The sequence below is a fragment of the Gelidibacter gilvus genome (genome assembly GCF_004115975.1).
GTDB lineage: Bacteria > Bacteroidota > Bacteroidia > Flavobacteriales > Flavobacteriaceae > Gelidibacter > Gelidibacter gilvus.
This window is the reverse complement of sequence record NZ_SDDZ01000002.1, coordinates 230,279-242,858: the sequence shown is the minus strand read 5'-3', so window position 1 is coordinate 242,858 and position 12,580 is coordinate 230,279. Positions and strand designations below refer to the sequence as shown.

The window sequence follows — 12,580 nt, the reverse complement described above, 5'->3', positions numbered from 1 at the left end:
ATCTATCTACGATCCTGGTTTTGGAGGTAGAGCGAACGCTACGGCGTCATGTTCAAAATGGTTTCGGTGTGAGCCATCGCAAAAAGGTTTATTTGCTGATAATCCACATCTACAAAGCGAGATGACATCACGACCACCAAGGTCATAAGCATTACCATCTTTATCGACGATTTGAAAATCGCCTTCTATTCTTAACGAACCGTTGTTGTTTACTTTTAAGGTTGTTTTACTCATAGGGGTTGTTATTTATTATTGGTTATTATTTATTTTATTCATTATTGGAGCATTAAGCTCTTGTTTTCAATGTTAATGAAATGCTTATGACGTTTTATTGGAACCACAAAACAAACTAAAACTCAAAAATTTCCGACAATGTGCTAAACTACATTAAGTTTTTGAATAAAGGAATTTGAATTGAGGCTGTAATTTTAGAATTCCATTCCAAGGATTAACATTGTCCTAACAGCAGAACTGAAATTAATGCTGTAATTTCGTCTTTCTGACCTCTTTTGAGGTTCATTCTTACAAAATTATGACTTTACAACATATGAAATCCACCCACACTGTATATTCCATTTTAGAACTTGCCTTAGTTTCTGAAGGCCATAGTCTCAAACAAACCTTTAATAACTCGCTCAAGTTGGCTCAAAAGGCCGAAGAATTTGGCTACACTCGCTTTTGGTTGGCAGAACATCATAATGCTGTCAATATCGCCAGTAGCGCCACTTCCGTACTTATTGGATATGTCGCTGAAGGAACCAAAACCATTCGTGTAGGTTCTGGTGGCATTATGCTTCCTAACCATTCGCCATTAATTGTTGCGGAACAATTCGGCACCCTAGGGTCTTTATATCCCAATCGTATCGATTTAGGCTTGGGTAGAGCGCCGGGCACGGACAGAGAAACAGCACAGGCCATTCGCTCCGATTTTATGCAGGCCGCGCATTCGTTTCCAAAGGATATAGAAGATATCCAACAATATTTTTCTTTAGATAATGCCCGTTCTAAAATTAGAGCCACCGTAGCTGAAGGCGTGGAGGTGCCCATTTATATTTTAGGATCCAGTACGGACAGTGCCCATTTATCGGCGAAAAAAGGTTTGCCATATGCTTTCGCCAGCCACTTTGCCACCATTCACTTGGAGGAAGCCACAACTATTTACCGTGAAAAGTTCCAACCTTCAGACACTTTAAAAGCCCCTTATGTGATGGCAGGTGTCAATATCATCATCGCAGATACCGATGAAGAGGCCGAAAGTTACGCCACCTCATTAATCCGAATGTTTCTTGGCATTTTCACCGGTAAAAGAGAATATATGCAACCGCCTACGGCCATGACCCAAGAATTTAGGGAAATCATGGAGCATCCACAAGTTCATCAAATGTTGAAATATTCTTTTGTGGGCAGTAAAGCTACGGTGAAAGCCCAAGTGAAAGGCTTTTTAGAGAAAACCAAAGCCGATGAACTGATTGCAGTGACCAATATTTATGATATCGACCATCGGATCCGATCTTATGAATTGTTTGCGGAAATTATGGACGAATTGAATATGGAATCCAAGGCATAACCTTTTTTAGCATAGCTGATATCTCATACTATTACTGACGATGGACACACAAGACGAATCTCTTATTTTCGATTTTAAAACACAACAAAACACTACTAATTGGTTGGTGGTCAATGATGGCGTGATGGGCGGACTTTCCAAAGGCAGCATGTCAATGAATGACGCCGGGAATGGCCTTTTTTCGGGATCTGTAACAACCGAGAATAACGGTGGCTTTTCTTCGGTTAAATATGGTTTTTCAATAAAAGACGTATCGCGTTTCAAATCGGTAAAATTAAGAGTCAAAGGGGATGGGAAAACCTACCAATTCCGGATGAAATCAGACCAAACTAAAGAATATTCCTATGTTAATGAATTTCAAACATCAGGGGATTGGGAAATTATAACCCTCCCATTCGCTGATTTTCATGGAAGTTTTAGAGGTAACAAGCTCGGCATTCCCAACTATAACGGCAAACTCATGGAAGAAGTGAGGTTTCTAATAGGGAATAAAAGGAAAGAAGATTTTGCATTGGAGATTGAACGCATTTGGTTGGAATAAGGGTTTTACTTTATTTAATAACTTTGGGAAAAGCCCTATATATAAAATTACCTTCTCAATCGGGATAAGCTTCGGCACATTAAAACCTATCGGTGGAAATATAATTCACACATTTTAGTGCTTCTCAATGGTGAGAATATCTTCACTCTTAATAGTCCTTTTTACAGCTCTTTTTAATTTACCCATAACTATGCGTATCGTATTAATCATCTAAATGGTGTTATTCACTGCAAAACTGTGGTTATCTTTGCGCAAAATATAGTTTATGTCACATCAGTTTTCAGATTTAGGGATTAATGATCACTTACAAAAAAGTTTAGACGATTTAAAGATGTCTGTCCCTACAGATATTCAAGTAAAGACCATTCCTGTTGTTCTCAATCAAAAAGAAGATGTGGTGGTGTTGGCAAAGACCGGAACAGGAAAAACTGCGGCGTTTGGCCTGCCGTTGCTGCAATTAGTTGATGTTTCAAAGTCCAATGTACAAACGTTGATTTTAGCGCCTACAAGAGAATTAGGGCAACAGATCTATAATAACTTGGTGACATTTGCTGCGGATAGTCCAGAAGTTTCCATCGCCTCAGTTTGTGGCGGTATCCCCATAAAACCTCAAATAGAACGCTTAAAAACGCCAACGCATATCGTGGTGGCCACACCAGGACGTTTGGTCGATTTAATGACCCGTGGCGCTATAGATGTTAAAAGTGTTCAGTATTTGGTGCTGGACGAAGCTGATGAAATGGTAAGCGCTTTAAAAGACGAAGTGGATGTCATTATCAAAGCCATTCCAAAAACACGACGCACCCTACTATTTACAGCAACGATGCCGGGAACCATAAAACAATTAGTACAAAATTACATGTCCAAGCATGTCGTACATATTGAAGCTGATATGGGCACGGTAGGACATCAAGGCATTGATCATCAATATGTCGTAGTAGAGCCTATTGAGAAATTAGAGGTGCTACTTCATTTTTTAAATTCTAAGGAAGGCGAGCGGGGCATTATATTTTGTAAAACCAAAGCTGCGGTCAACAAGTTGGCGAAAAACTTGGCCATCAATAAATTCTCGTCTGGTGCACTTCATGGCAGTTTGACCCAAGGCATTCGCGATCGGATTATGGACCAATTCAGAGAAGGGTATATTGATATTCTAGTCGCTACAGATTTGGCAGCGCGTGGGATTGACGTCAAAGAAATATCTTATGTGGTCAATTATCACTTGCCAGACACTTATGAGGCCTATGTCCATAGAAGTGGTCGTACGGCAAGGGCAGGAGCGAAGGGCTTATCTTTGACTATTCTGCAAAAAGAAGAAGTTGAAGATATTGCCGATTTCGAAAATGAATTGGGCATTGTCTTTAAGGAATTCAAAAAAGCCGATGCACAGAGCATTGAAGAAAACAACGGTCTTTTATGGGCTAGAAAAATATTTAAGACAAAACCAAATCGCGAGGTTTCGGAAGACTTTAAAGCCAAGATAAAGACGATTTTTCATCACTTGACAAAAGACGAATTAGTAGATAAGATTCTCGCCAATTACTTGGCACAAAATCATACGGAAATCCAAAAACCGGAAGTTTCCAAAAAACATAAAAAGAACCAATAACTATGGCAAATAGCATCAAAGACCAACAGGATATTTTAGACAAATTAAATATTCAAAGTTTACATCGCATGCAAAAGGAAGCTATTGCGGTTATTGCAAAAACAACTAATACTATTCTATTATCCCCAACGGGAACTGGTAAAACCTTGGCATTCCTATTACCATTACTGGACCTTTTAGATCCCACTAATAGCGAGGTGCAGGCACTTATCATTGTGCCGTCCCGCGAATTGGCCATTCAAATAGAACAAGTAGCGCGAGATATGGGCTCTGGATTTAAGGTGAACGCTGTTTATGGCGGGCGACCAATGTCTAAGGACAAAATTGAAATCAAACATGCGCCAGCTATTTTAATTGGAACTCCGGGTCGGATTCTGGATCATTTTGATGCGAACCGTTTTTCAAAAGCGAGCATCAAGACACTTATTTTAGACGAATTTGACAAATCGCTGGAAGATGGATTTGAAGAAGAAATGAAAGGGATTATTGGGCAATTGCCTAGCATCAACAAACGGATTCTGACATCAGCAACAAAACTTGAAAAGATTCCAGGGTTCGTGCGATTGGATAAACCTACAACCGTTGATTATCTCACCGAAAAACGAAAGTCGACCTTAATTATCAAAACGGTGGTGTCCCAAAAACCAAATAAACTGCCATCATTATTGGAATTGTTGCAACATATTGGCAATCACCAAGGTATTATATTCTTTAATTTTAAAGATAGTATTGATAAGGTGAGCTACTTTTTAAAACGAAACAATATCAGCCATTCTACATTTTCCGGTGGGATGGAACAACAGGATAGAGAGCGTTCGCTCATTACTTTTAGAAATGGTTCGAGTCAAATTCTCTTAGCCACCGATTTAGCCTCAAGAGGCATCGATATCCCGGAACTCAATTTCATCATTCATTACGAGTTGCCCAAGCATCACGAAGAGTTTATCCATAGAAACGGTAGGACTGCCAGAGTCAACGCCAAAGGCACGGCCTATGTTTTAAAAGGTAGCGATGAGCAATTACCTGAGTTCATCAAAGAATCCAAACCACATAAAACCTCCACCAAAGCGCCAAAGTCTGCTGCTGTATGGGAAACACTGTTCATCTCAGGAGGACGTAAGGATAAAATTTCGAAAGGAGATATTGTTGGTCTTTTCATGAAACAAGGAGGTCTTACTCAAGAGCAATTGGGCACTATTGAACTTAAACAAGATTGCGCTTTTGTTGCCGTCCCAATTAAGGAAGCCAAACGCATTGTCAAAATCTTGGACAATACGCGGTTAAAGAAGAAGAAAGTACGGATAAGGTTGCTTTAGATATAGCAAGGAATTAAGAGGGTTTTAGACACAGACCTGCCCGTCCGTTCAGGCGGGTTGCACTAATTACACGGATGGTGTTGGCTTTAATTACATTTTAGCGCTAGACATATTCTGTTTCGCAAATTCTACGGTTTTCTTGTCCAGCAATTCGTGAAATGAATGGGTAATAACGACGCAACTATCCGTGAAAATCCGTGAAATTTGTGTCTAAGAAAAATTGCGTGCGAAGCTTAATTTCTCTTTATTTATTAACCGGAACTACTTTCAGAGAGATGACATATTCTGAGAAACCATATTCTGAGTTTCGGCTTACCAGTCTACTTAATTCGTGAAATGAACGGGTAACAATGACGCAACTATTCGTGAAAATCTTTGAAATTCGTGTCAAAAAAATCACGTCGCAGTGACCTCTTTATTTCTTAACCGGTACAACTTTCAACTGAATAACACCCACAGCATTCAACACGCGGATGATTTGATACGTCATATCAACCTCATACCATTTCACTCCAAAATTCGCTCTACTCGCAAATTTATGATGGTTATTATGATAGCCTTCGCCCATCATTAAGAAATCAAAACGAAAGAGGTTTTTACTCGTGTTTTTCATTTGATAATTGACGTAGCCATAAATATGGCCAAACCAGTTAATAATAACGCCGTGGATAGGTGCCATCATAAAAGTGATGGGTAATAATAACCATTGCCACCAAGCAGTAACAAAGTAAATAAAGAACAAGACATAAAGTGCCATCCACAAGATTCGTGAAAAGCGGGAACTCGCAAACTTATCGAATGCCTTCCATTGTGGAACATTTTTAGTAAATCGCTGATCTACTTCAATGCGTTGCTTATTGATATCTTGATAGATGTTTTTTGTTTTCCACATCATCGCAAACATATTATCATCATAAGAAGGTGAATGTGGATCTTGCTCAGTATCCGTATAAGCGTGGTGCATGCGGTGCATCACCCCATAGCCATAAGCACTTAAATAACTCGAGCCTTGGAAAATCCAAGTGAGCACAAACGTAATCCGCTCCATGGTTTTAGACATGGTGAATACTTGATGTGCTGCATAGCGATGCAAAAAGAAAGATTGAAAGAATAAGCCTCCATACCAGAGTACAATAACAAAAAGGACAATGATCATAGTTTTTTTTACAAAGATAGTGGGATATATACTGCCAAACAATGAACCTAGGTCAAGTAATTCCCCTACAAACGCCTTCTAATTCTGCTCAAAGCTTGTGCAGTTACCCCAATATAAGAGCTGATATATTTAAGAGGGATGATTTTTATGAGTTCTGGGCGTTCTTTAAAGAGTTTTAAATAACGTTCCTCGGCGGTCAGATTTAATAAATGTTGCTCACGTTTGGATTTGATCAGAAATAAGCGTTCGGCGGCCAATCTTCCAATGAGGTTTCCTATTTCAGTTGTTTTATAAACGGCTTGTAAATCATCATAAGTAATGCTCAACAACGTCGTTTCCGTTAAGGCTTCCAACTCATACGCCGAAGGTTGTCGGGTCAAGAACGAATCATAAGCACTGATAAACTGATCTTTAAAGCTAAAGCCAAAGGTAATTTCCTTTTCTGAATTTTCTTTGGGAATATATAAGCGAACGACCCCAGATTCAATAAAAGAAATGTGATTTTCAATCTCGTTCAGCTTAAGGAAAACCGACTTTTTAGGAATGACCCGACGCAGTAATTTTGAAGTGAAAAAATCCCAGTCTGATTGAGAGATGGTAGCTATTTGATCTAAGTAAGCTTTTATTTGTTGCAAATCGTATAACCCTAATAATTGATCTCACAAAGATATTGCTCTTTTGCTTTATAATCAAATCAAATTGTAACCTGTTTGGTAGAGAAGGTAGCTCATTGCGTAAGAAATGGAACGCGGACCTGCCCGTCCGTTCCAGGCGGGTGACGCTGATTTGGGCAGATATTCACTGATTTTTTTATCACATAACCTACTCATAGCATGAACAATCCAATTGGAATTTTATTTTTTGCATGAAATAATTACACAGAGATACGCTGAGATTTCACAGAGATACACGGAGAATTATGGAGCGCTGATCTTAACAGATTTTTTTTATCACAAAACCTATTCATAGTGCGAATGATCTAATTGGTATTTGGTGTTTTTATTTTGGAATTTTATTTGTTGCGTGAAATAATTACACAGAGATACGCTGAGGTTTCACAGAGATACACGGAGAATTATGGAGCGCTAATCTTAACTGATTTTTTTTATCACAAAACCTATTCATAGTGCGAATGATCTAATTGGTATTTGGTGTTTTTATTTTGGAATTTTATTTTTTGCGCGAAATAATTACACAGAGATACACTGAGGTTTCACAGAGATACACGGAGAATTATGGAGTCCAAATCTTAACTGATTTTGTTGTCACAAAACCTACTCATAGCAAGAACAATCCAATTGGTATTTGGTGCTTTTACTTTTGAAATTTTATCTATTGCGTGAATAATTACACAGAGATACGCTGAGGTTTCACAGAGATGCACGGAGAATTATTGAGCGCTGATATTAACTGATTTTTTTATCACAAAAATTACTCATGGCACGAACAATCCAATTGGTATTTGGAGCTTTTACTTTTGGAAATTTATTTTTACTCTTACTTTCAAAATAAACGCTAAATTGCTCTTTGCTTTACCTAATTGCAACCAAAAATAAACTATGGAATATGTTCTCTTAGTTGTCATAATTATTTTATTGATTTTCCAGAATTCGAAGTACCGTAAGGAAAGTCTAAATTTAAATAATAAACTCCATACCCTAAACGACAAGTTGAATACCCTTTTGTCGCATTATAAAGATGGGACAAGACCTGTGGAAAAAGAAAGTGTTCAAGATGCCGCTGATCTAGACATTGTAATACCGACAGAAGTCATTGTTGAAGAAGCCATTCCTGTAGAAAGATCAGTAATTCCGTTAGTTGCTGAAGAAGAGACAGCTGAATCTATCGAAGCTGCAGAGTCTGTCAGATCTGCATATACAACGGCACCCGCTATAGAAGAAGAAAAAGAGGTACAACCTCCAAGACCTGGTATTTGGCAGCGCTTTAAAGAAAGAAACCCAGACCTTGAAAAATTTATCGGTGAAAACCTGATCAATAAAATTGGAATCCTCATTTTGGTTTTGGGCATCAGTTATTTCGTGAAATATGCTATTGATAAGGATTGGATCAATGAACCTGCACGTGTAGGGATAGGCATTTTAGCCGGAAGTTTGGTGCTGTTTATTGCGCATAGACTCCGTCAAAAATACGCGCCGTTCAGTTCAGTTTTGGTGGCTGGTGCCATTGCCATTTATTATTTCACCATTGCCATTGCCTTTCATGAATACCAATTATTTGGGCAACAGGTGGCTTTTGCAATTATGGTGCTTATCACGGCGTTCAGTTGTTTGATTTCTCTGTCTTACAATCGGATGGAGCTTGCCATTTTATCTTTAATTGGCGGTTTTTTAGTCCCATTTATGATCAGCACGGGCAGTGGAAATTATATGGTATTGTTTACCTATATCGCCATTTTGGATATCGGGATCCTAGCTTTGGCTTATTTTAAAAGATGGCATGTGGTACAAGTTCTTGCTTTTATTTTCACCATGGTGTTATTTGGAAGTTGGGTTGTGAATGAAATGAACATTCCTGAGCCACCTTACCTTGGTGCCTTAATTTTTGCATTTGTTTTTTACCTCATCTTTATTGTCATTACCATCATCAACAATTTGCGTACTAAAGGCAGTTTCACCAAAATCCAATTGGTCATGCTCACGGTCAATAACTTTGTTTTTTATGGGATTGGCATTTTGGTATTGTCCGAGTTTAAACCCGAATTCAAAGGCTTGTTTACGGCGCTTTTGGCAGTGCTAAATTTGGGTTATGCCTTGCTTTTGTACAAGAAGTTTGGACTGGACAAAACGGCGATTTACCTCTTGATAGGTTTGACTTTAACCTTTATCACCTTGGCAGTTCCCGTACAGTTCTCAGGAAATAATATCACAATGTTCTGGGCAGCAGAAGCAGTTTTACTGTTATGGCTGTCGCAGAAATCGCAAATTAAAAGTTACCGGTTTGCCGCTGTCATCGTGCAATTCTTAATGCTCATAAGCTTGTTTATGGATTGGTTTGGATATGTCGATTGGGTGGAACCTCTCGCCCTTGTAATCAATCCTATTTTTATTGCCGGTTTGTTGGTGGTGGCGTCCTTCGTGAGTGTCGGTTATTTATTGCGTCACGAAACCGAAAAATTATCAAAATTTGGATTGACTTTCAAACCTCAACTTTATAGAAAACTTGTGAATATCCTGGCCATAATCACCGGATATTTTGTAGGTCTTTTTGAAGTTGGCCACCAATCTTATACACGTTATAATTTTACTGACTTTTTGGCCATCATTGTGCTTTATCATTTGCTTTTTATAGCAGTATTCTGTTTTATAGTATATAGAAATAAAAAAGCTTGGAGTAATAAACTCATCACTATTTTGGTGGTAGTCAATATCATCCTGTTCGCATTTGTGTTGATGAGAATTCCATTCTTGGAACTTGAGAATAATATACAGAGCAGCACTCAAAATTACACCGCTTATTATCTGCATCTCTTATCGCTGGTCATTATCGTATATTTCTGGTACGTATTATTTAAAAGCAACCAAGGTCAAAGAGTGTTTTCGATATTTAAGGCATCATGGACCTTATGGGCTGCGGTTTTTGTTCTGGTGGTGATGGCAAGTACTGAAATGATTATTCAAGGACTTCATATTATGGATGTTTCAATAGATAACACACAGTTGGATTACGATGCTAAAACTGAAATGATTTCGGCTGCCAGATACAAAATAATAAAAACAGGATTCCCTGTGTTATGGGGCATCATGGCTTTTGTGTTTTTAATTGTAGGAATTAAAAAACAGATCAAGCATTTACGGATTATCGCGCTCACCCTATTGGGAATCACGATTATAAAATTATTTGTTTACGACATCAGTAACGTGTCCGAAACCGGAAAAATTATTGCGTTCATCTTGTTGGGCGTCCTCATCTTAATTATCTCATTCGTTTATCAGAAACTTAAATTTTTGGTTGTTGACGAAACTAAAACTCCAGAGAATGATAAAATCGATTAAGTTTTTCATATTGCTTTTGGGCAGTATGGCTTTTGCACAAAACGGTCAGGTTAGTGGTACTATTGATCCTGTAAAAGAAGCTGGGTTGTACCGCATTCGCATTCCGCATGATATACGTTCGTATGCCACACAAGACCTTCGCGACATCAGAGTTTGGGACGCTAAGGGCAACCAAGTCCCATATTTTGTGCAACCTACTTCCGACTATAAGTTCACCAAAGTTTCAGATTTCGCAGAATTCGAGGTGGTATCCAATACAAGAATCGCCGATTCAAGTTCTACTTACATCTTTAAAAACCCGTATAAAACCATTGAAAAAGCAGTGCTTTTAATTGCCAACTATCAAGGTAGCAAAACCTATCGCTTAGAAGGTAGCGACGATCAAAAGGAATGGTTTGGCATCATTAACAACGGACAATTGAACCAATTGAGCCATCCTACAAAAACCGAAGTGTATAAGGAAATCCAGTTTCCACTAGGGACCTATTCCTACCTGAAACTTGTTTTTGACGATCGGTATTCGTTACCCATCAATCTTTTAGGGATTGGCATGGCTAACACCGAAACGGTCAACCTCGTGCCAATAACGATGGAAGAAATTCCGGTGAAAAGCATCGAATTTACAGAACAGGACAAGAAGACCCAAATCCATATCCGTTTTGAACGACCGGAAGTGATGGATCAGATTCGCATGGAAATAAAAGCACCCGAACTATATAGCCGAAATGTACTGGTATACACATTGAAAGAGCGGGAGGTAAAGCGCAGTGTAGAATCTTACCGACAACATTTAGCGGCGTTTTCGATCCGATCAGACAAGGATTTGGTTTTTAATATTCCGACGAGCATTGAACAAGAACTGTATTTGGAAATTGACAATAAAGACAATCCTAAATTGGAAATAGGCAGTCTCAAGTTCATGCAAGAACCTGTGTATTTGGTCGCGTCCTTAAAAGCAAACGAAAGCTACAAAATCACCGCAGGTAACAATAAATTGGAATTCCCTGATTATGATATTTTCGAGGTCACCAACACCACAAAAACAGCCTTACCAATTGCTGAAATCGGCACCATAGTTTATGAACAGCCAGAAAAGGCTATCGAAAAGACCAAGTCGTTTTGGCAACAACCTTGGTTTATGTGGAGCTGTATTGGAATTGCGGCGCTAATGATTGTATATTTTGCTTTCAACATGTTGCGAGATATGAATAAGGATAATATCAACTAAATTTTATCTAATTGTTAAGGGCAATTTGACAAATACCACCGAATAAACCAAAATTCACAGCCAATCATGGAAAATGAATTAAAACCTTTTTGGAGCAAGATTTTCAGTTTTAACTGGAAATTCGGACTTTTTTTAATTCTGATAATTTGTATTCCTCGATTTATTTTGGTTCTGCACGCCAATGAAACTGCAAACTATGTTTATATTGGACTTATTATGCTCATTTCAGCAATTGCACCATTCGTATTTCTAAACAAAATGGGTAGAAAGACAATCGGAATTAAAAAACCTACAAACTATCGTTGGTTAATTATTGCTTTTATAATCGGAATCGTATTTAGCATTTCGCTTTATTTCATAGGAGAAGCTTTTTATGGCAGCTCTTATAAAAATTGGTACACTTATATTGGAAAATCCTATAATATTCCAGAAGGAATCGACCAGCAAAGTAAGGCTGTTATGTTTGGTATTATGGCAATAACCGGAATGACTTTCAGCCCAATTGGGGAAGAGCTTTTTTTTAGAGGTATAGTTCATTCAAGTTTTGCCAATTCTGTTGGCAATGGAAAAGCATCATTAATTGATAGTTCGGCATTTGCTCTTGTTCATATTTCACATTTCGGACTAGTTTTCATAAATCAGCAATGGGAATTCTTAGCGGGACCGACGTTGATTTGGGTATTAAGTATGTTTTTTGCAAGTATTTTATTTTATCAATGCAGAAAACGTTCGGGTTCAATTTTGGGAGCAATAATATGTCATTCGGCTTTTAATTTAGGAATGATTTATTGCATTTTTTATCCCATAAGTGGGAATTAAAATGGCTACTATAAAGTGTAACTGGTAAAAGTGAGTAGAGCGTGTTTGATGATAACTGATTGGAGTTGTACAGAGATATTTAATATGATATCGGACTATACTATAGAAAATAATGTGAACAATTAAATATAATAAATAGATGAAAAATGAATTAAAAGTTGCGGAATTTAATAAAAAGCAAAATCTTTTGGATTACGTGAATCAAAACTCGGATAAATTAAATATTGTATCCATCAGCTCTTCTCAAGAGGCGATATCATACAAACACTTTTTATGGTATTACGATAAATAACCATAACAATAGAAATGCAGTTTGACCCAATTTAATACT

At 37.9% G+C, this 12,580-nt stretch carries 11 protein-coding genes; 8 read left to right on the top strand and 3 right to left on the bottom strand.

What is annotated here, in order from left to right; genetic code table 11:
- Positions 1–6: 6 nt before the first annotated feature.
- Positions 7–234, bottom strand: coding sequence for a CDGSH iron-sulfur domain-containing protein (locus ESZ48_RS05070; protein WP_129016243.1), 228 nt, complete (start codon positions 232–234; stop codon positions 7–9).
- 313 nt (positions 235–547) lie between these two features.
- On the opposite strand from ESZ48_RS05070, the gene ESZ48_RS05065 reads away from it, so the two are divergent.
- The 4 genes from ESZ48_RS05065 to ESZ48_RS05050 all read left to right on the top strand — a co-directional run bounded on the left by ESZ48_RS05065 (position 548) and on the right by ESZ48_RS05050 (position 5,033).
- The gene (locus ESZ48_RS05065) at positions 548–1,567 is read left to right on the top strand and encodes an LLM class flavin-dependent oxidoreductase (RefSeq protein ID WP_129016526.1); all 1,020 of its coding nucleotides are present in this window, start codon (positions 548–550) and stop codon (positions 1,565–1,567) included.
- Between the two features lie 40 nt (positions 1,568–1,607).
- Positions 1,608–2,108 carry a CIA30 family protein gene (locus ESZ48_RS05060; protein ID WP_129016242.1) on the top strand — a complete coding sequence of 167 codons (501 nt, stop codon included), beginning with the start codon at positions 1,608–1,610 and terminating at the stop codon, positions 2,106–2,108.
- Positions 2,109–2,373: 265 nt separating this feature from the next.
- Positions 2,374–3,717, top strand: coding sequence for a DEAD/DEAH box helicase (locus tag ESZ48_RS05055; RefSeq protein WP_129016241.1), 1,344 nt, complete (start codon positions 2,374–2,376; stop codon positions 3,715–3,717).
- A 2-nt stretch (positions 3,718–3,719) separates the two neighbouring features.
- The gene (locus ESZ48_RS05050) at positions 3,720–5,033 is read left to right on the top strand and encodes a DEAD/DEAH box helicase (protein WP_129016240.1); all 1,314 of its coding nucleotides are present in this window, start codon (positions 3,720–3,722) and stop codon (positions 5,031–5,033) included.
- 415 nt (positions 5,034–5,448) lie between these two features.
- Here the strand turns inward: ESZ48_RS05050 and ESZ48_RS05045 are convergent, their stop codons facing one another.
- Positions 5,449–6,189 (bottom strand): acyl-CoA desaturase, encoded by a 741-nt coding sequence (locus ESZ48_RS05045; RefSeq protein WP_129016239.1) that lies wholly within the window; start codon positions 6,187–6,189, stop codon positions 5,449–5,451.
- A gap of 65 nt (positions 6,190–6,254) precedes the next feature.
- Positions 6,255–6,824 (bottom strand): Crp/Fnr family transcriptional regulator, encoded by a 570-nt coding sequence (locus ESZ48_RS05040; RefSeq protein WP_129016238.1) that lies wholly within the window; start codon positions 6,822–6,824, stop codon positions 6,255–6,257.
- A gap of 924 nt (positions 6,825–7,748) precedes the next feature.
- Here ESZ48_RS05040 and ESZ48_RS05035 point away from each other — a divergent pair.
- The 4 genes from ESZ48_RS05035 to ESZ48_RS19235 all read left to right on the top strand — a co-directional run bounded on the left by ESZ48_RS05035 (position 7,749) and on the right by ESZ48_RS19235 (position 12,541).
- On the top strand, positions 7,749–10,202 hold the full coding sequence (locus ESZ48_RS05035) for a DUF2339 domain-containing protein (protein ID WP_129016237.1): 2,454 nt from the start codon (positions 7,749–7,751) through the stop codon (positions 10,200–10,202).
- Positions 10,186–11,430, top strand: a complete 1,245-nt coding sequence (locus ESZ48_RS05030) for a DUF3999 family protein (RefSeq protein ID WP_129016236.1) — start codon at positions 10,186–10,188, stop codon at positions 11,428–11,430. Before ESZ48_RS05035 ends, ESZ48_RS05030 begins: the two co-directional genes overlap by 17 nt.
- A 66-nt stretch (positions 11,431–11,496) precedes the next feature.
- A complete protein-coding gene (locus tag ESZ48_RS05025) occupies positions 11,497–12,249 on the top strand; it encodes a CPBP family intramembrane glutamic endopeptidase (protein WP_190246198.1) in 753 nt (250 codons plus the stop codon).
- Positions 12,250–12,388: 139 nt separating this feature from the next.
- Positions 12,389–12,541 (top strand): hypothetical protein, encoded by a 153-nt coding sequence (locus tag ESZ48_RS19235; RefSeq protein ID WP_190246197.1) that lies wholly within the window; start codon positions 12,389–12,391, stop codon positions 12,539–12,541.
- The last annotated feature ends 39 nt before the right edge of the window (positions 12,542–12,580 follow it).

Bases quoted from the DNA above. Each gene is read 5' to 3' on its own strand.
- ESZ48_RS05030 (WP_129016236.1), top strand. From the start codon at position 10,186: ATGATAAAATCGATTAAGTTTTTCATATTGCTTTTGGGCAGTATGGCT.
- ESZ48_RS05045 (WP_129016239.1), bottom strand. From the start codon at position 6,189: ATGATCATTGTCCTTTTTGTTATTGTACTCTGGTATGGAGGCTTATTC.
- ESZ48_RS19235 (WP_190246197.1), top strand. From the start codon at position 12,389: ATGAAAAATGAATTAAAAGTTGCGGAATTTAATAAAAAGCAAAATCTT.
- ESZ48_RS05050 (WP_129016240.1), top strand. From the start codon at position 3,720: ATGGCAAATAGCATCAAAGACCAACAGGATATTTTAGACAAATTAAAT.
- ESZ48_RS05060 (WP_129016242.1), top strand. From the start codon at position 1,608: ATGGACACACAAGACGAATCTCTTATTTTCGATTTTAAAACACAACAA.
- ESZ48_RS05055 (WP_129016241.1), top strand. From the start codon at position 2,374: ATGTCACATCAGTTTTCAGATTTAGGGATTAATGATCACTTACAAAAA.
- ESZ48_RS05035 (WP_129016237.1), top strand. From the start codon at position 7,749: ATGGAATATGTTCTCTTAGTTGTCATAATTATTTTATTGATTTTCCAG.
- ESZ48_RS05025 (WP_190246198.1), top strand. From the start codon at position 11,497: ATGGAAAATGAATTAAAACCTTTTTGGAGCAAGATTTTCAGTTTTAAC.
- ESZ48_RS05070 (WP_129016243.1), bottom strand. From the start codon at position 234: ATGAGTAAAACAACCTTAAAAGTAAACAACAACGGTTCGTTAAGAATA.
- ESZ48_RS05065 (WP_129016526.1), top strand. From the start codon at position 548: ATGAAATCCACCCACACTGTATATTCCATTTTAGAACTTGCCTTAGTT.